This window comes from Rhizobium rhododendri (assembly GCF_007000325.2).
GTDB lineage: Bacteria > Pseudomonadota > Alphaproteobacteria > Rhizobiales > Rhizobiaceae > Rhizobium > Rhizobium rhododendri.
The window spans coordinates 1,891,067-1,910,170 of record NZ_CP117267.1 but is presented as its reverse complement, the minus strand read 5'-3'; the positions used below and the strand labels follow the sequence as shown (position 1 = coordinate 1,910,170).

At 60.7% G+C, this 19,104-nt stretch carries 17 protein-coding genes and 1 riboswitch; of the genes, 9 read left to right on the top strand and 8 right to left on the bottom strand.

From position 1 onward, the window contains the following. Positions 1–3: 3 nt before the first annotated feature. From PR018_RS09345 to PR018_RS09335, 3 genes are read left to right on the top strand one after another with little or no spacing between them, the layout of a single operon-like run. Positions 4–843 (top strand): carbohydrate ABC transporter permease, encoded by an 840-nt coding sequence (locus PR018_RS09345; protein ID WP_142823244.1) that lies wholly within the window; start codon positions 4–6, stop codon positions 841–843. Beyond that, positions 840–1,904 (top strand): Gfo/Idh/MocA family protein, encoded by a 1,065-nt coding sequence (locus PR018_RS09340; RefSeq protein WP_142823243.1) that lies wholly within the window; start codon positions 840–842, stop codon positions 1,902–1,904. Before PR018_RS09345 ends, PR018_RS09340 begins: the two co-directional genes overlap by 4 nt. Positions 1,905–1,915: 11 nt before the next feature. Next, the gene (locus tag PR018_RS09335; protein ID WP_142823242.1) at positions 1,916–2,914 is read left to right on the top strand and encodes an ABC transporter ATP-binding protein; all 999 of its coding nucleotides are present in this window, start codon (positions 1,916–1,918) and stop codon (positions 2,912–2,914) included. Between the two features lie 399 nt (positions 2,915–3,313). On the opposite strand, the gene PR018_RS09330 is transcribed toward PR018_RS09335, so the two are convergent. The 8 genes from PR018_RS09330 to PR018_RS09295 all read right to left on the bottom strand — a co-directional run bounded on the left by PR018_RS09330 (position 3,314) and on the right by PR018_RS09295 (position 11,022). Then, on the bottom strand, positions 3,314–3,619 hold the full coding sequence (locus tag PR018_RS09330) for an NIPSNAP family protein (protein WP_142823241.1): 306 nt from the start codon (positions 3,617–3,619) through the stop codon (positions 3,314–3,316). A 30-nt stretch (positions 3,620–3,649) separates the two neighbouring features. After that, positions 3,650–4,993 carry an MFS transporter gene (locus PR018_RS09325; protein ID WP_142823240.1) on the bottom strand — a complete coding sequence of 448 codons (1,344 nt, stop codon included), beginning with the start codon at positions 4,991–4,993 and terminating at the stop codon, positions 3,650–3,652. A 174-nt stretch (positions 4,994–5,167) separates the two neighbouring features. Continuing rightward, on the bottom strand, positions 5,168–5,647 hold the full coding sequence (locus tag PR018_RS09320; RefSeq protein ID WP_111222805.1) for a 6,7-dimethyl-8-ribityllumazine synthase: 480 nt from the start codon (positions 5,645–5,647) through the stop codon (positions 5,168–5,170). 90 nt (positions 5,648–5,737) lie between these two features. Continuing rightward, positions 5,738–5,902, bottom strand: a riboswitch (FMN riboswitch). Between the two features lie 87 nt (positions 5,903–5,989). Continuing rightward, positions 5,990–7,051, bottom strand: a complete 1,062-nt coding sequence (locus tag PR018_RS09315; protein WP_142823239.1) for an ABC transporter ATP-binding protein — start codon at positions 7,049–7,051, stop codon at positions 5,990–5,992. Continuing rightward, positions 7,048–7,875 carry an ABC transporter permease gene (locus tag PR018_RS09310; RefSeq protein ID WP_111222807.1) on the bottom strand — a complete coding sequence of 276 codons (828 nt, stop codon included), beginning with the start codon at positions 7,873–7,875 and terminating at the stop codon, positions 7,048–7,050. Before PR018_RS09310 ends, PR018_RS09315 begins: the two co-directional genes overlap by 4 nt. Further along, complete coding sequence (locus PR018_RS09305; RefSeq protein WP_142823238.1) at positions 7,872–8,789, bottom strand: ABC transporter permease; 918 nt, start codon at positions 8,787–8,789, stop codon at positions 7,872–7,874. Before PR018_RS09305 ends, PR018_RS09310 begins: the two co-directional genes overlap by 4 nt. A 75-nt stretch (positions 8,790–8,864) precedes the next feature. After that, positions 8,865–9,962 (bottom strand): ABC transporter substrate-binding protein, encoded by a 1,098-nt coding sequence (locus PR018_RS09300; protein WP_142823237.1) that lies wholly within the window; start codon positions 9,960–9,962, stop codon positions 8,865–8,867. Positions 9,963–10,149: 187 nt separating this feature from the next. After that, on the bottom strand, positions 10,150–11,022 hold the full coding sequence (locus PR018_RS09295) for a MurR/RpiR family transcriptional regulator (RefSeq protein ID WP_111222809.1): 873 nt from the start codon (positions 11,020–11,022) through the stop codon (positions 10,150–10,152). A 178-nt stretch (positions 11,023–11,200) separates the two neighbouring features. On the opposite strand from PR018_RS09295, the gene PR018_RS09290 reads away from it, so the two are divergent. The 6 genes from PR018_RS09290 to PR018_RS09265 all read left to right on the top strand — a co-directional run bounded on the left by PR018_RS09290 (position 11,201) and on the right by PR018_RS09265 (position 18,873). Further along, a complete protein-coding gene (locus PR018_RS09290) occupies positions 11,201–11,968 on the top strand; it encodes an N-formylglutamate amidohydrolase (RefSeq protein ID WP_142823236.1) in 768 nt (255 codons plus the stop codon). 116 nt (positions 11,969–12,084) lie between these two features. Beyond that, entirely contained in the window at positions 12,085–13,656 is a 1,572-nt protein-coding gene (locus tag PR018_RS09285; protein ID WP_142831460.1) for an amino acid permease, read from the top strand. Between the two features lie 115 nt (positions 13,657–13,771). Then, positions 13,772–15,142, top strand: coding sequence for a glutamine synthetase family protein (locus PR018_RS09280; protein WP_142823234.1), 1,371 nt, complete (start codon positions 13,772–13,774; stop codon positions 15,140–15,142). Positions 15,143–15,405: 263 nt separating this feature from the next. Beyond that, positions 15,406–16,791 (top strand): aldehyde dehydrogenase family protein, encoded by a 1,386-nt coding sequence (locus tag PR018_RS09275; RefSeq protein ID WP_142823233.1) that lies wholly within the window; start codon positions 15,406–15,408, stop codon positions 16,789–16,791. After that, a complete protein-coding gene (locus PR018_RS09270; RefSeq protein ID WP_142823232.1) occupies positions 16,788–17,936 on the top strand; it encodes an iron-containing alcohol dehydrogenase in 1,149 nt (382 codons plus the stop codon). The genes PR018_RS09275 and PR018_RS09270 overlap by 4 nt, the downstream gene beginning before the upstream one ends. Positions 17,937–18,156: 220 nt before the next feature. Continuing rightward, positions 18,157–18,873 (top strand): ParA family protein, encoded by a 717-nt coding sequence (locus PR018_RS09265; RefSeq protein ID WP_142823231.1) that lies wholly within the window; start codon positions 18,157–18,159, stop codon positions 18,871–18,873. Positions 18,874–19,104: the final 231 nt, after the last annotated feature.

Here is a 19,104-nt window from a genome sequence, read left to right as displayed (position 1 = left end):
CCGATGTCCAAGGCACGCTCATCCACCATCCGCACCGGTCTCGTCCATCTGGCCCTGATCAGCTACACGCTGATCGCCTTGTTTCCGGTCTTCCTGACCGTCATCAATTCGTTCAAGGATCGCGGCGCGATCTTTCGCGCGCCGATGATGGTGCCGACGCCGACCACCTTTAGCCTGATCGGCTACCAGACGGTCCTGGGGCAGGGCAATTTCGCCATGTATTTCCAGAACAGCTTTGTCGTCACCATCGTCTCGATCGTGCTGGTACTTTTGTTCGGCGCGATGGCGGCGTTTGCGCTCTCGGAATATCGCTTTCGCGGCAATATGGTCGTCGGGCTCTACATGGCGATCGGCATCATGATCCCCATCCGGCTCGGCACTGTCGCCATCCTGCAGGGGATGGTCGCCGCCGGTCTGGTCAACACGCTGACGGCACTGATCCTCGTCTATACGGCGCAAGGTCTGCCGCTGGCGATCTTCATCCTGTCCGAGTTCATGCGGACAGTCTCTGATGACCTTAAGAACGCCGGCCGCATCGATGGTCTGAACGAGTATGCGATTTTCATCCGGCTGGTATTGCCGCTGATCCGTCCGGCCATGGCGACCGTGGCCGTGTTCACGATGATACCGATCTGGAACGACCTGTGGTTCCCGCTGATCCTTGCGCCGAGCGAAGCGACCAAGACTGTCACCCTCGGCAGCCAGATCTTCATTGGCCAGTTCGTCACCAACTGGAATGCAGTTCTGGCGGCGCTATCGCTGGCCATTCTTCCGATCCTGGTCCTCTACGTCATCTTCTCGCGGCAGCTGATCCGCGGCATCACTGCGGGAGCGGTCAAATGAGCCTATCCGAAAAACCCATCCGCGTGCTTGTCGCCGGGCTTGGCAACATGGGCCGAAGCCATGCGCTCGCCTATCACAATAACGCAGGCTTCGAGATCGTCGGCCTCGTCAATCGCTCCAAGCCAGTGCTGGACGAAGCGTTGCACGGCTATACGATTCACGCCGACTTCCAGACCGCGCTGACAGAACTGAAGCCCGATCTCTGCTCGATCTGTACCTATTCCGACAGCCATGCCGACTATGCGGTCATGGCGTTCGAGGCCGGCTGCGACGTCTTCATTGAAAAGCCGCTGGCAACGACGGTTGCCGATGCCGAGCGCGTGGTTGCAGCCGCAAAGGCGGCGGGCAAGAAGCTCGTCATCGGCTATATCCTCCGCCATCATCCGTCTTGGATGCGGCTGATTGCCGAGGCCCGCAATCTTGGCGGTCCCTATGTCTTTCGCATGAACCTCAACCAGCAATCGAGCGGCCCGACCTGGGAAACCCACAAGGCTCTGATGCAGACGACTTCGCCGATCGTCGACTGCGGCGTGCACTATGTCGATGTCATGTGCCAGATCACCGATGCGAGGGCTGTCGAAGTGCGCGGCATGGGCCTGCGCCTGTCCAATGAGATCGCGCCGGATATGTACAACTACGGCCACCTTCAGGTGAAGTTCGAGGACGGCTCGGTCGGCTGGTATGAGGCCGGCTGGGGGCCGATGATTTCGGAGACGGCGTTCTTCGTGAAGGACGTGATGTCGCCGAATGGCGCCGTTTCGATCGTCATGGACCCGAACGCCAAGTCCGACGATATCGACACGCACACCAAGACATCGGTCATCCGGCTGCACAATGCCGAAACCGGCCCGGATGGCCGGTTCATCCTGCCTGATCGCGACCTGCATATGGATGGTGAGCCCGGGCATCAGGAACTCTGCGATTTCGAGCAGGCCTATGTGCTGAAAGCCATCATCGAGGATATCGACCTGACGCGGCACATGCACGATGCCGTGCAGTCGCTGCGCATCTGCCTTGCCGCGGACGAGAGCGTCCGGACCGGCAAGACCGTCACTTTGTAAGGATAAAAGCTTTGGGATCGCTTCAACTGAAATCCATCCGAAAGGCCTATGGCACCCATGAGGTGCTGAAGGGCATCGACCTCGAGGTCAAGGACGGCGAATTCGTCATCTTCGTCGGCCCGTCCGGCTGCGGCAAGTCGACCTTGCTGCGCAGCATCGCCGGCCTCGAGGACGTGACTGATGGAACGGTGATCATCAACGGAGTCGACGTCACCACGACCCCGCCGGCCAAGCGTGGCATCGCCATGGTGTTTCAATCCTACGCGCTTTACCCGCACCTGACGGTAAAGGACAATATGGGCCTTGGGCTGAAACAGGCGGGCACCCCGAAGGCCGCGATAGAGGAGCGGGTTGCCAAGGCATCCGGCATGCTCTCCCTCGAGCCCTATCTGGCCCGTCGTCCGGCGGAACTCTCCGGCGGCCAGCGCCAGCGCGTTGCCATCGGCCGTGCCATCGTCCGCGAACCGGCGCTTTTCCTGTTTGACGAGCCGCTGTCCAATCTCGATGCGGCGCTGCGCGTCCAGACGCGGCTCGAGATCGCCCGTCTTCACCGCAGCCTGAAGGCGACGATGATCTATGTTACCCACGACCAGGTCGAGGCCATGACGCTTGCCGACCGCATCGTCGTGCTGAATGCCGGAACCATCGAGCAGGTCGGCACCCCGATGGAGCTCTACAATCGCCCCGCCAACGTCTTCGTCGGCAGCTTCATCGGCTCGCCCCAGATGAACATGATCCCGGGCGCCAAGCTCGGCGAAAGCGCAAAAACCATCGGCGTCCGGCCCGAGCACATCACCCTGTCGCGCGAGAGCGGCACCTGGCCTGCCAAGGTCGTCCACGTCGAGCACCTCGGCGCCGACACTATCCTCTACCTCGAAACCGACCAGACCGGCCTGCTGACGGTCCGCCTCTTCGGCGAGCATCCCTATGCGCCGGACGAGACGGTTTTTGCCACACCAGACCCGGCCCACATGCACCGGTTCGGCGAGGACGACAAGGCGATGCGGTAGGGGGCGGATATTACACCAGTTTCCCTCGCTGTTACGCCCTCCGACGCGATACCGTGCGCGACGCGGAACCGGGGGCAGATGCATCGTTTCGGCAAGGATGAACGTGCAGCCCGTTAGGCGATGAATTTCATTTTCAGGCCACACGGTTTCCCTCTTTCCTGTGCTCGTCACAGGAATCCAGCCACCGCGCGTCTGCGCGGTGAGAGGACTCTCCGCAGTTTTGTAAAAAAGTCTATTGCGTCTAAGGACTTGGCGTACAGGATTCCTGTGACGAGCACCCGAATGCGGGAAGTAGGGTGGTACTTGTTCCCACTTCCATACCCTCGCAAGGCGCGAGCCTGGCTAGGTGACCGGAGTTCGTGGCTATCGGCATCAGCTTCATCGCCAGCCCCGCAGTCGCTACCCCAACACCGGCCGCATGAAGCTGCGTTCGTAGCTGATGATACTGCGGTTTTTCGCCTCAAGTTCGAGCGTCGCCTGGCATTCTGCGTCTGCGGCCATGCTGTTGCGGTAGGCTTCGTAGGCTGTGAAGCTCGGGAAGGAGAAGAGTGCCACGGCGACGTTGCTGGCGCCTTCGGAGGGCAGGAAGTAGCCGTGATGGGTGCCGCCCATGCGGTTGACGATGGGGATCCACCGCCGTGCATAGTCCTCGAATTCCGCAATCTTGTAGGCGTCGATGATGTAGCGGAGGTGGCAGGTGATCATTGGCTGTCTCCGGACGGTCGTTGAAGGTGTCTAGGAACCTGCTGCCAGCCGCGTCGTCAGTTCCTCGATGCCGGCTTGCGCTTCGATCTCATCGCCCTTGGCCATCAGGTAGAGCCCGAGGCAGAAGGCGAGGGCGGCGATGAAGAGGAGGTAATAGGCATGCGCCATCGGATTGATGGCCAGCAGCGTGCTGACCGCGATGGGCGTGAGGCCGCCGAAGATCGCGTAGGCGACATTGTAGGAGAAGGACAGGCCGGTGAAGCGGACGCGGGCCGGGAAGGCGCGGACCATGACATAGGGAACGGCGCCGACGAGGCCGACAGACAGTCCCATCACCGCGTAGAGGATGAACATGACTGTCAGGGAGGTGGCGGCGTAGCTGTAGAAGACGAAGGTGGCGGCGCCGAAGAACAGGCTGGCGACGGTGAAGAATTTACCGGAGCCGATACGGTCGACAATGGCGCCGGCGGCTGCCGTGCCGACGATCAGGAAGAGCGTGCCGAAGCTGGTGGCGGCCAGCGATTGCTGGGCGGTGTAGTGGTAGAGCTTCTGCAGGAAGGTGGCGGTCATCAGCGTGGTGACGATGATGCCGGCCGACAGGATCCAGGTCAGCAGCATCGAGATGACAATGCCCCTCGGATAGTCGCGCAGCACCGCTTTCAGCGGCAGTTCCGATACCAGCGCCCGGCTTTTCTTCATATCGGCAAAGATTGGCGTTTCGTGCAGCCAGCGGCGCAGGTAGACGGCGATCAGGCCGAAGATGCCACCGATCAGGAAGGGGATGCGCCAGGCATATGAGGCGACTTCATCAGGAGTAAAGACCGTGTTGATGATAGCGGCGATGAACGAGCCGAGCAGGATGCCCAGCGTCAGGCCGGAGCAGAGGAAGCCGCAGGCAAAGCCGACGCGACGGAAGGGAACGTGCTCGGCGACGAAAGTCCAGGCGCCCGGCACTTCGCCGCCGATGGCAGCCCCCTGCAGGATACGCAGGCAGACGAGTAGGATGGGAGCGGCAATGCCGATGGATGCATAGGTGGGCATGGCGGCCATGCCGAGCGTCGACAGCGCCATCAGCAGCAGCGAGAAGGCGAACACTCGCTTGCGACCGTATAGATCGCCGAAATGGGCGAGCACGATGCCGCCAATGGGGCGTACCAGATAGCCGGCTGCGAAGATGCCGAATGTCTGGATCAGCACCAGCCAGTCGGGCAGGTCGGGCGGGAAGAACAGCTTGCCGATGACGGTGGCGAAAAAGACGAAGATGATGAAATCGTAGAATTCCAGCGCACCGCCGAGGGCTGCGAGGCCCAGCGTTCGAAAATCCTGGGCGGTCAGGCGGCGGGGCGCCGCTGCTGGCGTCATCATGGGGGACATGGCAATGCACTCTGCTGAAATGTTCGGGCCTCAACTCCACAGGTTGCATGCGGGATCGCGGCGGGCATTTCAAGCGGTATTTGGTGTCACGGCCATCGAGCCCCGGGATAGGCTGTATCCGGATCGATGATCCCGGCAGACGTGGCGGCGCGAAGTGCACGCCGCCTGTTGTCATCAGGCCGCAAAGGTCATCAAGCGGGCGCGTTCGCTGAGGATGTGCTGGCAGGCGCTGGCTGCCTCCCGGCCCTTGACCACGAAGTGTTCCTTGAAGAAGCCGAGATGCGCCTCGGTATCCTGGAAGTGATGCGGCGTCAGGACGACGGAGAGAACGGGGACGCCCGTATCGAGCTGCACCCGCATCAGCGCGTCGAGCACGCTGCCTGCCACGAAATCGTGGCGGTAGATGCCACCATCGACGACGAAGGCGGCGGCGACCACGGCGGAGTAGCGGCCTGTGCGGGCCAGTGTCTGGACGTGCAACGGGATTTCGAGCGCGCCCGGCACATCGAAGACCTCGACGGCGGCCGCGCCGCGATCGTCGTATTTGCTCCATTCGGCGATGAAGCTGTCTATGCATTGATCGACGATTTCGGCGTGCCAGCGGGCGCGGACGAGGGCGATCTTGCCTTTTTGCGGTAGTGTGGAGATGGTCATGGTTCTGTTTTGCCTTTCAAGGGTTTCAAATATCCCTTGGGCGAACACGCCCGATCCCGAGACCTTTCGCGCGGAAAGGTCGTCGATCAGGCCTGCTCTCTTCCATCCGGACTATGACCGTCGGCTCCGGCATCGCACCGGATCTGCTGACCCTTCCGCTTTCTTCGGCGAAAGGCGCTCGCGGGCTCCATTCGCTGCATTCGCGCAGATCCTGATACCGCCGGTGGGGAATTGCACCCCGCCCTGAGAACATAGTCAATATGCCGCGCTGCAACACAGAAATCAAAGCAAAAACGCCGGGAAATACCCGGCGTTTGTGAACACTGTATCTTGACAGGGAGATCAGTCGTTGATGACCAGCAGGTCTTCCGCGGCAAAGCGCAGGGTGACGCGTTCGCCGACGGCCGGCGGCATCTTGCCGGGAGCGTTGAACATGTCGAAGGAAATCGTGTTGCCGCAGACATTCATGCGGGTGCGGATGACCGAGCCCAGAAAATGTGCCGAGGTGACATCGCCGGTGAGCGAGGTATCGCCCTTGGCACCTTCGGACAGCGATCCCGCCTCCGGCCGCAACGCCAGCGACACCGTGTCGCCTGCCTTGAAGGCGGTAACCGACTGTTTCAGCGTCACGCCCTGGTCGCCGATCGAGATACGGTTGGTGGCGGGATCGACGACCTTCGCCTCGATCAGGTTCAGCGTCCCGACGAAGGAGGCGACGAAGCGCGTTGCCGGGTGATTGTAGATCTCGAAGGGCGTACCGATCTGGTCAGCGCGGCCGGCGTTCATGACGACGATGCGGTCGGAGATCGAGAGAGCCTCTTCCTGGTCGTGGGTGACGAAGACGGTGGTGATGCCGAGTTTCTGCTGGATGAGGCGGATTTCCTCGCGCAGCGACACGCGGATCTTGGCGTCCAGCGCCGACAGCGGTTCGTCGAGCAGCAGCACCTGCGGCTTGACGGCAAGCGCGCGGGCAAGCGCCACGCGCTGCTGCTGGCCGCCGGACATCTGGTAGGGGAAGCGGTCGGCCAGATGATCGAGCCTGATCAGCGACAGCATTTCCTTGACGCGGCTTTCGATTTCCGCTTTTGGCGCGCCGGCGACTTTCAGGCCGAAGGCGACATTGTCGAAAACCGACATGTTGGGGAACAGGGCGTAGGCCTGGAAGACCATGCCGATGTTGCGCTTGTTCGGCTTCAGGTCCCGCTGTTCCTTGCCGCCGATCAGGATCGAGCCCGAAGTCGGCGTCTCGAAGCCGGCGATCATCCGCAGAACCGTCGTCTTGCCGCAGCCGGACGGGCCGAGGAACGAGACGAACTCACCCTTTTCGATGCCCATGTTGAAATCTTTGACAACGGTGTTCGGGCCGAAACTCTTGCTGACCGAATCGATCCTGAGGAAGCTCATGGCTCTACACTCCTTGCAGTTTTTTGTGACAGGCGCGGCAACCAGCGCTGTCCCGGTCTTTTCGTGGCAAACAACTGCATCAGCACCATGCAGAACCAGATGATCCCGAAAGACATGATGGCGAGTGCTGCTGGTTCATAGGCGCGATCCTGCCCGGTCTGCACAAGGTACGGACCGAAGGCCGGCCTGTTCAGCAGGCTGGCGAGCACGAACTCGCCGAGCGAGATGGAAAATGTCAGGAAGGCCCCGGACAGGATGGCGGACCGGATATTCGGGAAAATCACCTGGGCGACAGTGCGCAAGCGGGATGCGCCGAGACTTTCGGCGGCTTCCGTCAGCGTCTTAATGTCGATGGCCGCCATGCCGTTGTCGACGGCCCGGAACATGTAGGGCAGGGACAGCACGACATAGCCGATGACCAGCAGCACGTTCGTTCCCGTTTCCGACATCGTCAGGGGCAGGAACGAATTGGAGCCGAACAGCCGGATATATCCGAACACCAGAACCACAGGCGGAATGATCAACGGCATCAGCGAGATGAACTCGATCATCGGGCGGATTTTCGGCAGTTTCAGGCGTACCCAGTAGGCGGTCGGAACGACGATGAGGGCGCCGGCTATGATGGCAAGCAGGGATGCGGTGGCCGAGAAGCCGAGGGTCGCCAGGAATTTCTCGCTCGAAAATACCGACCGGTAGGCTGCAAAGCTCCATTGTCCGCGTAGCATCTGCAGCGAGAACTGGAAGGTCGCATAGAGCGGTATCAGGAAATAGGATGCTGCAACGATCACGATGAACGTCGAGACGATGGGGAAACGCTTGGTCACTGGCGCCACCTCTCGGCTTTGTTGCGAAGCACGAGATACAGCGTGTTGCTGATCCCCATGATGACAACCATGCCGACCGCCAGCGCGTAGCCGAGGTTGGGATTGTAGAGCACGTTGCCCTGGATCTGCTGGTAGAGGACGATCGGAACGACCCCGAAGCTCGATCCGGTGAGGGCGTAGACAGTGACGAGGGTGCCGAAGGCATTGGCGAACAGCAGCAGGAAGCAGCCCAGAATGGACGGCATCAACACGGGTAGCGCGATCATCTGCCAGTATTGCCTGCGGTCTGCTCCGAGAATTTCCGCAGCCTCCCGCCATTCCGACTTAAGGCCATCGAGCGCAGGTGTGATAATCAGCAGCATCAGCGGCAGCTGGAAGTAAAGATAGGTGATCGCTAGGCCCGCGAACGAGAAGAGACTGAAGCCCGATCCATAGAGGTTGAAACCGAAGACGTTCCGCAGAAACACGGTTACCAGACCAAGGCGGCCGAGCGTCGCGATAAAGGCGAAGGCGAGCGGAATGCCCGCAAAATTGGAGGCCACCCCGGAAAACGTCATGAACGCGGTGCGTACCCAGGGGGGCAGCCCGCCGAGCACCACGGCATATCCGAGAAGCAAGCCGGCAACCGCACCGAGCGCAGCGGCGACGAGGCTGAGGCGCAGCGAGAGGGAATACGCGGAAAGAATGGTCGGGGAGGTCAGCGCAATGAAATTGTCGAATGTAAATCCGCCGGCCGAATTCTCGAATGCGCCGGTGACCAGGTAGAGAACGGGTGCGATCAGAAAGAAGAGAGCGAACAGGAAGAACGGCGCAACGCCAAGCCAGTCCCAGTTGATGGCTCCAGTCCGGCGGGCGGTCGGCGCCTTCGCAGGCGATCCCGGCGGTGACCTGGAGGCGTTATTCGCGACACTCATGCACAACACCCTTGAAGCAAGTAATGAAAACGGATGCCGGCTGGTGCCGGCATCCGCGCGAGATTATCGATCCAATTACTTGGCGCCCATTTCCTTGGACCAATCGGAAGCAACGACAGCCTTGGCTGCGGACTGTTCCTCGAGGGTCGGGAAGATGGCCTTTGCATAGCCTTCAGCTGCTGGCATCTTGTCGAGCAGTGCCTGCGGGATGACCTTGCGGGTCGCCATGTCGGTGAAGCGGATCGGGTGGCAATAGCCCTTCAGCCAGCCGACCTGACCTTCGTCCGAATAAAGGTATTCCATCCAGAGCTTGGCAGCGTTCGGGTGAGGCGCAAATGCGGAGATCGCCTGAACGTAGACACCGGCGATGACGGCGTCAGATGGTACGATGACATCCATCGGCGGGTTGCCGGCGAGCTTGTCGCGCATGGCAAGGACATTGTAGTCCCAGTCGAACAGGACCGGCGTGGTGCCCTGCGCCATGTTCTGGGCGTTGCCGTTGACCGGTACCAGGTTACCGCTGGCCTTGAGGTCCTTCATGAATGCAGTGCCGAGCTTGGCTGTTTCAGCGCCGCCCTTGCCGCCCTTGGCCGTGCCGGCCGCGTAAACGGTCATCATCGAGCTGTTGCCGGTGCGCGGGTCGCCAGGCATGGCAACTGCGTTGGCATATTTGGAGTCCGTCAGATCGGCAAAGCTCTTCGGGCTTTCCTTGACGACGTCCTTGTTCACGCCGATGGCCAGAACGCCGTAGTAATCGCCGTACCAGTAGCCTTCGGAATCCTTGGCGCTGTCAGGGATCGAGTCCCATGTGGAAACCTTGTAAGGCTGCAGCAGGCCGTCCTTCTTGGCGGATGGACCAAAGGACAGGCCTACGTCGATGACATCAGGGGCCTGTGGGCCCTTGTTGCCCTTGTTGGCCTTGATGGCTTCGATTTCGTCGCCGGAACCTGCGTTCGGGTTCAGTTCGTTGACGGTCAGGCCGTACTTGGCCTTGAAGCCTGCGATGACGTCGCCGTAGCCGCACCAGTCGTGCGGCAGGGCGATCGTGGTCAGCGAGCCTTCTTTTTTGGCGGCTGCAATGAGGTCGTCGCTCGGCGCGGCAGAGGCTATGGCGGTGGACGCCATGACGATTGCGGTCGAGAGCGAAAGGAGGCGATGAATAGATCTGGTCACTGTTGTTCTCCTTGATCTTCAGTGTCTGGCGAAGCTGTTAATGACATTGCGTGAAGCTTGTGTGACGGTTGTTTTGCACCCGATTAGCGGGAAATTGCCGGGATGTCGGCGCGTCTCCCTGCGCTCGAATATCGATAGCATCAGCGGTTTTCGGCGTGGTCGTGTTGCCGACCTTTTTTCTTCTCCTCTAGCCGATTTTACGAAAGAGCTTGGTCTGTTCGAACAGGCCTTCCAGTGTCTTCATGCGCTCGCTCGTCTCGTCCCAGGTCGAGTTCTGGACAGCCTCGATGAGAGCCTCGACGATGAACAGTGTCACCACAGAGGAATCCCAGGCGGACGGCGCCTCGATCTGGACGCGGAAGGTATGTTTTGCGTGTTTGGAGGCGGGCGAGGCCCACTGGTCCGTGAAGACGATAATCTCGGCGCCTCGTCGGCGGGCGGCGGCCGCCAGGCTCACCATTTCAAGCTCATAGCGCCTGATGTCGAAGATGATGAGCAGGTCGCCGGGGTTCATGTTGAGCACATATTGCGGCCATGAACTCGAATTGGCGGATAGCAGCGTCGTGTTGGCGCGGATCACCTGCATGTGCGTGAAAAAGTATTCTGCCAGTGCGCCGGTGATGCGTCCACCGACGAAATAAAGCTCACGGCGGCTCTCGCAAAGCAGGGAGACAACGCTGTCGAAGGTGGCGGTATCGAGATCGGTGAGCGTCTGGCGCAGGTTGGCGCTGATGGCATCGGCGAAGCGATTGAGAATATGCGTGCCGGGCGCATTGCTTGCCCAGCGCCCACGTTTTGTCAGCGGATTGGAGATCGTTGCCTCGACCTCCTGGTGCAGATGGGACTGGAATTCCGGATAGCCCTTGAAACCGAGTTTCTGCACCATGCGTGCAACAGTCGGCGTCGAGACGCGTGCATTTTCTGCAACCGTGGTGATGCTTCCCAAGCCCGAGACAGGGTAATTGTCCAGCAGGCTTTCCGCCAGTTGCTTCTCGGCCCGCGTCAGCCCATCGAAATGGGCATGGATAACGTCAGCCACGGTTTTCGATGCGTTGATCACTCTGTTTTAGCCCCCAGGGACGGTCTTTGCCTGTCTCCATGACACTTTAAACAACGCTGTCACATATTGAGTCAATGTCTAAATTGAAGAGATAATTTCAGTTTACGGTTGACACTCGCCATAAGCTGAAGAATTCTTTTCTGTGAAGGTTTTGTTAAACTTTGGGTGGAGGGCCGGGATGCTGATGCATCAGGCTGTGCTGAGCGAACAAGAAGGGGAATGTGTTGCCGTCGAGCGACCAGATGGTCGCAGCCCGGTCGTGGTGATCTGCGAGCACGCATCCTCCCGGTTGCCGGAGCGGTTTGGCGATCTCGGCCTGTCCGAAGAAGCGCGGAACAGCCACATCGCTTGGGATCCGGGTGCTTTGGCGGTTGCGAGGGGACTGTCACGCAATCTCGATGCGTCTTTGGTCTACCAGCGCTTTTCGCGGCTGATTTACGATTGCAACCGTCCGCCGGAGTCTCCCGCAGCCATGCCGGAGGTGAGCGAAATCTATGATATTCCGGGCAATCGCCAGCTGGATAGCGAGGAGCGCAGGGCGCGGACCGAAGCACTGTATGTGCCGTTTCATCAACGTATCCGCGATTTACTCTTGCGCCGGACGGCGCTGGGGATGGCCAGCGTCATTGTCACAATTCATAGTTTCACGCCGATTTATGACGGCCGGTACCGCGAGGTCGAACTCGGCATCCTGCACGATACGGATGACCGGCTGGCGAACCGCATGCTGGCGCTGGCAGGCGAAGCGCCGCTCTATCGAACGGAGCGAAACCAGCCCTACGGGCCGCAACACGGGGTTACCCACACGTTGCAACTACACGGCGTATCGAACCATTTGAAGAATGTCATGATCGAGGTCCGCAACGACCTGATCGTGGATGATGTCGGCCAAGGGGTCATGGCCGATTATCTGACAGGGCTGATCCAGCGTAGCCTGGACGCCTGAACAATAAAGACCCCGGGGAACAGTCAAACTGCGGCAGGCGGGGCAACATATTTGCCACGCCATAAATGGGGACGGTCCGCAATTCCGCGGACTTTCGGTTGAAGGGGACGTTTCACATGTCGGATTATACCGAATTGGATAAGAAGCAGGATGTCGGCATCCTGCACTCCATGGGCTACGCCCAGGAGCTCGAGCGACGGATGAGTTCGTTCTCGAATTTCGCGATTTCATTTTCCATTATCTGCATCATGTCGGGGGGTATCAATTCGCTGGCGCAGGCGACGTCCGGCGCAGGCGGCATCGCCATCGGCATCGGCTGGCCGGTCGGTTGCCTGATGTCGATCTTCTTTGCGCTGGCTCTGGCACAGATATCGTCGGCCTATCCGACAGCCGGTGGCCTCTATCACTGGGGCTCCATCCTCGGCAACCGCTTCACAGGCTGGCTGTCCGCCTGGCTGAACCTGCTCGGCCTGATCACCGTTCTGGGTGCCATCAATGTCGGCACTTATTACTTCTTCTTCGGTGCGTTTGGCACCTATTTCGGCATGGAGGATACGGTGGTGGTTCGTATCACCTTCGTCGCCGTGATCACCGCCATCATGGCGCTGGTCAACCACATGGGTATCGGGCTCACCGCCAAGCTCACGGACATGTCCGGCTACCTCATCCTCGGCGCGGCTCTGGCGCTGACAGTGGTGTGCCTGATCTGCGCACCATCCTACGAGTTCTCGCGGTTGTTCACCTTCACCAATTATTCCGGATTGGCGACGATGGCTGCGGACGGAACACAGAGCGGGCCGCCGGTCTGGCCGGCCGTTTCGGGTGCCTGGGTCTTTGCGCTCGGTCTGCTGCTGCCGATCTACACCATCACCGGCTACGACGCCTCGGCCCATACGTCGGAAGAAACCGTGAAGGCATCCGTCTCGGTGCCGAAGGGCATGGTCTCTGCCGCAGTCTGGGCCTCGGTCATAGGCTACATCATGCTGTGCGCCTTCGTTCTGGTGCTGCCCAACATGGAAGATGCTGCCAAGCAGGGCTGGAACGTGTTTTTCTGGGCGATGGACAGCCAGGTCAACCCGACGGTCAAGATCCTCCTCTACATCGCCATCTTCGTATCGCAGTTCCTCTGCGGTCTGGCGACAGTGACATCCGTGTCGCGGATGATCTATGCGTTCTCGCGTGACAAGGGCCTTCCGGGCTCCAGCACGCTTGCCAAGGTTAGCCCCAAGTTCCGCACGCCGGTTGCGGCGATCTGGACGGGATCGATCCTGTCGGTGCTGTTTGTATGGCTCACCTCGGTGATCACCATCGGCGAATCCTCGGCCTATGCCATCGTCGTGTCTTGCACTGTCATCTTCCTGTTTCTCTCTTTCGCCGTTCCGATCGGCCTCGGCCTTCTCGCCTACGGCACGCCGAAATGGCCGAAAATGGGTCCATGGAGCATCGGTCCGACCTTGTTCCGCGTCGTGGCGGTGCTGGCGCTGATCTCGATGGTGGTGATGTTCGTTATCGGTGTACAGCCGCCGAACGACTGGGCACTCTACATCACCGTCGGCTTTCTCGTGCTGACGGCCCTCGTCTGGCTGGTCTTCGAGAACCGGCGCTTCAAGGGGCCACCGATCGGCGAGGAAGTCGCCCGTCGCGCGGCAAGCATTGCTGCTGCCGAGACGGCAGTCGGGGAAATCTGAGCGATATAGAGCCATGAGGGGTCGCCTTCGGGCGGCTCCTCGACAGGGCGGTCGGCAGGGGCGTCGGGCGCAAGACCGACGAGATCGCAGAATTTAAAGGGTCAGGGCGGATTTTATGAGCAGCATCTATACGTTTGACGATTTGAAGAAGGATGTGGCCGAAGGGCGCATCGACACGGTTCTCGCATGCCAGGTGGATATGCAGGGCAGGCTGATGGGCAAGCGGTTCCAGGCCGAGTTTTTTCTCGAGAGTGCCTGGAAGGAAACGCACAGCTGCAATTACCTGCTGGCGACCGACATGGAGATGGAAACCGTCTCCGGCTATGCGTCGACAAGCTGGGAAAAGGGCTATGGCGACTACACCATGAAGCCGGATCTTTCGACCCTTCGCCGCATTCCGTGGCTGGAGGGCACGGCGCTGGTGCTTTGCGACGTTCTCGACCACCACACCCATGCCGACGTGCCGCATTCGCCACGCGCTATTCTTAAGAAGCAGGTGGCACGGCTCGAAGCGATGGGCATGAAGGCCTTCATGGCGACCGAGCTGGAATTCTTTCTGTTCGACCAGAGCTACGAGCAGGCGCAGGCATCCGGATATCGCAACCTGCCGCTCGCCAGCGCCTATAACGAAGACTACCACATCTTCCAGACGACCAAGGAAGAAGGCGTCATGCGCGCTATCCGCAAGGGCCTGCAGGGCGCCGGCATCCCGGTCGAAAATTCCAAGGGAGAAGCATCGGCCGGGCAGGAAGAGATCAATGTCCGTTATGCCGACGCGCTGACCATGGCGGACCGCCACGTCATCATCAAGAACGGCTGCAAGGAGATCGCCTGGTCCCAGGGCAAGTCCATCACCTTCCTTGCAAAATGGAGCGCCGCATCTGCCGGCAGTTCGTCGCACGTCCACCAGTCGCTGTGGAGCGCCGATGGCAAGACGCCATTGTTCTTCGACGAAAAGGCCGAGCACGGCATGTCGTCCCTGATGCAGCATTACATTGCCGGCCAACTCGCCCATGCCGGCGAGATCACCTATTTCCTGGCGCCCTACATCAACTCCTACAAGCGCTTCGTGGCGGGCACTTTTGCGCCGACCAAAGCCGTCTGGAGCACAGATAACCGGACGGCCGGCTATCGTCTTTGCGGCGCCGACAGCAAGGCCATCCGCATCGAATGCCGCGTCGGAGGCTCGGACCTCAATCCCTACCTCGCCTTCGCGGCCCTACTTGCGGCAGGCATTGACGGGATCGAGAAAAAGATGGCGCTGGAGCCGGCGTTTGTCGGCGACGCCTACGCAGCCCGCGACGTGCGCGAAGTCCCCCGGACCTTGCGGGAGGCCACGGTTGCCATGACGCAATCGAAGATGTTGCGCGCAGCCCTCGGCGACGATGTCATCGACCACTATACCCGCGCAGGTGAATGGGAGCAGGAGGATTTTGACCGGCGCGTCACGGACTGGGAGGTGGCGAGGGGGTTCGAGCGGGCGTGAGATAATCGCAATGGTTGTGGGTTGTTGTTGCCTTAGAGGCACTATGCTAGGCTTGCCCTCGATCTTTGAAGGCCGTCATGGGACACATCGACGGCGCTCGGAATGAATCGCTGTTGCCACTTGCCCTTGCGGCACTTGGCCATGCCAGACGACCGCCCGCGAACACGACCTGACAATCATCACCCGCGACCGTGCGATCCTAGCCTATGGTGCCGCCGGTCACGTCAAGACATTGGCTTGTTGAGCCTTTTGGAGCAGAGAGAATGAGCATGATTCAATGCATTTCGCCGGTTAACGGCGAGGTCTATGCCGAGCGACCCGGCCTGTCGCTGGAGGAGGCGAGGGAGGCTGTCGCCCGCGCCCGCAAGGCGCAGAAGGACTGGGCGCGGCGGCCGCTTGAAGACCGCGTGCAACTGGTGATGAAGGGCGTGGCGCGGCTGAACGAGATGGTCGATGACGTGGTGCCGGAACTGGCCTGGCAGATGGGACGGCCGATCAAGTATGGCGGCGAGTTCCGCGGCTTCAACGAACGCTCGAACTATGTCGCGGCGATTGCAGCCGACGCGCTTGCGCCGCTGGTGGTCGAGGACAGTGTAACCTTCGAACGCCGCATCGAGCGCGAGGCGCACGGCGTGGTCTTCGTCATCGCGCCCTGGAACTACCCCTACATGACGGCGATCAACACGATTGCCCCGGCACTGATGGCCGGCAATGTCATCATCCTGAAGCATGCGGCCCAGACGCTGTTGGTCGGCGAGCGCATGGTGCAGGCCTTTGTCGAGGCTGGCGTGCCTGCCGATGTGTTCCAGAATGTCTTTCTCGAGCACGATATCGCCGACGCGTTGATCTCCGAAGGCAGCTTCAATTTCATCAATTTCACCGGTTCGGTCGCAGGCGGTCGCGCCGTCGAGCGGGCTGCGGCCGGCACCTTCACCGGGCTTGGCCTGGAGCTTGGCGGCAAGGATCCGGGCTACGTGATGGAGGACGCCGATCTGGACGCGGCTGTCGACACGCTGATGGACGGGGCCACCTTCAATTCCGGCCAGTGCTGCTGCGGGATCGAGCGCATCTACGTCAACGAAACCCTCTATGATGCCTTCGTCGAAAAATCCGTTGCCTGGGTATCGAACTACAAGCTTGGCAACCCGCTCGACCCGGAAACGACGCTCGGGCCGATGGCGCACAAGCGGTTTGCCAAGGTTGTCCGCGAACAGATTGCAGATGCCGTCGGCAAGGGTGCGAAGGCGCTGGTCGACCCGAAACTGTTTCCGGCCGATGACGGAGGTGCCTATCTCGCGCCGCAGATCCTCGTCGATGTCGATCACTCCATGGCGTTCATGCGCGAGGAAACCTTCGGTCCGGCGGTCGGTATCATGAAGGTGAAAAGCGACGCCGAAGCGCTCGAACTGATGAACGACAGCCAGTACGGGCTGACGGTGTCGCTCTGGACGCAGGATTCGGATCGGGCAGCCCGGCTTGGCCGCGAGATCGAGACCGGCACCGTGTTCATGAACCGCGCCGACTATCTCGATCCTGCGCTTTGCTGGACCGGCGTCAAGCAAACGGGTCGTGGCGGCTCGCTGTCCGTACTTGGCTTCCACAATCTGACACGTCCCAAATCCTACCATCTGAAGAAGGTGACAGCATGAGCGCGATTACTGCCAACTGGAGCTATCCGACCTCCCTGAAGCTCGGCCGTGGCCGTATTTCGGAGCTGGCCGAGGCCTGCAAGAGCCTCGGAATGAAGAAGCCGCTGTTCATTACCGACCGTGGTCTCGCGACTATGGCGATCACCAAGACGGCTCTCGACATTCTGGAAGAAGCGGGCCTCGGGCGGGCGATGTTTGCCGAAGTCGACCCGAACCCGAACGAGAAAAACCTGGAAGCCGGCGTCAAGGCCTTCAAGGATGGTGGCCATGATGGTGTCGTCGCCTTCGGTGGTGGCTCTGGCCTCGATCTCGGCAAGTGCGTCGCCTTCATGGTGGCGCAGACGCGCCCGGTCTGGGATTTCGAGGATATTGGCGACTGGTGGACGCGCGCCAACGTCGACGGTATCGCGCCCATCGTTGCGGTGCCCACCACAGCGGGCACGGGCTCGGAAGTTGGCCGGGCCAGCGTCATCACCAATTCGGTGACGCATGTCAAAAAGATCATCTTCCACCCGAAGTTCCTGCCCGGCGTCGTCATTTCCGACCCGGAACTGACGGTCGGGATGCCGAAGATCATCACCGTTGGCACGGGCATGGATGCCTTTGCCCATTGCCTCGAGGCTTACTCCTCGCCCTTCTATCATCCGATGTCGGCCGGTATCGCGCTCGAGGGCATGCGGCTGGTGAAGGAGTTCCTGCCGCGCGCAGTCAGGGAGGGCACCGATCTCGAGGCCCGCGCCAACATGATGGCGGCTGCCGCCATGGGTGCGGTCGCCTTCCAGAAAGGGCTTGGCGCCATCCACGCGCTTTCCCACCCGATCGGCGCCGTCTACAATACCCACCACGGCATGACCAACGCGGTCGTCATGCCGGCTGTGCTGCGCTTCAACAGGAAGCCGATCGAGGAGAAGATCGCCCGGGCTGCTGCCTATCTTGGAATTCCCGGCGGGTTCGACGGGTTTTACGACTATGTGCTGCAACTGCGGGCCGATCTCGGTGTCCCGGATAACCTCACCAAAATGGGGATCGCAAGCGACCGGATCGACGATCTCGCAGCGATGGCGATCGAAGATCCGAGTGCCGGGGGCAATCCTGTTCCGCTGACGCTGGAAAACACCAAGACGCTGTTTCGCGATTGCTTCTAGCCGTTGCAGCGAACACAGACGACGGCCGGGGGAGGCGAAAGCGCTCCCGGTCTCGCAGCTTTATATCGCTGTTCCGACGTGATTATGAGAATGTCCGCATGAAATGAGGGTGGCGACGTTTGTACTTTGTTAACCATAATTCGAAAGGATGGTTAAACGCACCATGACCCCCCGGTGCAAGCCGGAGCGATGGTGAAGCTCCCTTTGCCTAGGACATACCATGCCAGTCATCACATTTGCCAATACCAAGGGCGGCGCCGGTAAAACCACTGCGGTTCTGCTGCTTTCGACCGAACTGGCTCGCAGAGGCTACCGCGTCACCATTCTCGATGCCGATCCGCAGCACTGGATTTCGCATTGGAGCGAGATGTCCGGGCCGGTTGCCAACATCTCCGTTATCGACTTCGTCACCGCCACGTCGCTGCCGCTGCATATCCGCGAGAACCAGGCATCGACCGATTATTTCATCATCGACCTGCCGGGCACGCGCACTCCGCTGCTGGCAACGGCTATCGGCCTGTCGGACCACGTGCTGATCCCGATCCAGGGCTGCGCCATGGATGCTCGCGGCGGCGCGCAGGTGCTGGAACTTTTGCAATACCTGGCACAGAAGGGAAGCATCCACATCGATCACTCCGTGGTGCTCACTCGCGTCAATTCAATGGTGACGACCCGTGCCCTGCAGACCGTCAAGACGCTGCTCAACCAGCGTCAGGTATCGGTGCTGGAAACGCCGATCGTCGAACGCTCGGCCTTCCGCGATATCTTCGACGTCGGCGGCACGCTGCAGACGCTCGATCCGGCCAGGGTCAGCAACCTTGAAAAGGCGCGTCACAATGCCAGCGAGTTCGCCGAGGAGATGCTGGCGAAATTGCCCGTCCGGCTCACCTCCTCAGCCCGCATCGCAGCCCATAGACTGATGTCCCGCGCGGCCTGAAAAACAGACAGTCCCAGAGCGCGGTGGCCCGGACATCCGGCTTGCGTATTGCAGGGCGCACGCCTGGCGCGAGCTGGTCGAGACGACCCGCAACGGCTCAGTCGTTAAGTGGCTTGCAGAGCTGTATTGGATCGAGGCTGAACTGCCTGGGCTCGATCCGGAGGCTCGCTTTGCCAGACGGTTGAGCGGTCAGCGCCGCCGATGCCGTGGAATTATTCTGGACGAACAAAC

Excerpts from the sequence above, each read along its gene's own strand:
- PR018_RS09270 (WP_142823232.1), top strand. The coding sequence starts at position 16,788 with ATGAGCGCGATTACTGCCAACTGGAGCTATCCGACCTCCCTGAAGCTC.
- PR018_RS09345 (WP_142823244.1), top strand. The coding sequence starts at position 4 with ATGTCCAAGGCACGCTCATCCACCATCCGCACCGGTCTCGTCCATCTG.
- PR018_RS09340 (WP_142823243.1), top strand. The coding sequence starts at position 840 with ATGAGCCTATCCGAAAAACCCATCCGCGTGCTTGTCGCCGGGCTTGGC.
- PR018_RS09315 (WP_142823239.1), bottom strand. The coding sequence starts at position 7,051 with ATGAGCTTCCTCAGGATCGATTCGGTCAGCAAGAGTTTCGGCCCGAAC.
- PR018_RS09305 (WP_142823238.1), bottom strand. The coding sequence starts at position 8,789 with ATGAGTGTCGCGAATAACGCCTCCAGGTCACCGCCGGGATCGCCTGCG.
- PR018_RS09330 (WP_142823241.1), bottom strand. The coding sequence starts at position 3,619 with ATGATCACCTGCCACCTCCGCTACATCATCGACGCCTACAAGATTGCG.
- PR018_RS09265 (WP_142823231.1), top strand. The coding sequence starts at position 18,157 with ATGCCAGTCATCACATTTGCCAATACCAAGGGCGGCGCCGGTAAAACC.
- PR018_RS09320 (WP_111222805.1), bottom strand. The coding sequence starts at position 5,647 with ATGACCATCTCCACACTACCGCAAAAAGGCAAGATCGCCCTCGTCCGC.
- PR018_RS09290 (WP_142823236.1), top strand. The coding sequence starts at position 11,201 with ATGCTGATGCATCAGGCTGTGCTGAGCGAACAAGAAGGGGAATGTGTT.
- PR018_RS09280 (WP_142823234.1), top strand. The coding sequence starts at position 13,772 with ATGAGCAGCATCTATACGTTTGACGATTTGAAGAAGGATGTGGCCGAA.
- PR018_RS09285 (WP_142831460.1), top strand. The coding sequence starts at position 12,085 with ATGTCGGATTATACCGAATTGGATAAGAAGCAGGATGTCGGCATCCTG.
- PR018_RS09325 (WP_142823240.1), bottom strand. The coding sequence starts at position 4,993 with ATGTCCCCCATGATGACGCCAGCAGCGGCGCCCCGCCGCCTGACCGCC.
- PR018_RS09275 (WP_142823233.1), top strand. The coding sequence starts at position 15,406 with ATGAGCATGATTCAATGCATTTCGCCGGTTAACGGCGAGGTCTATGCC.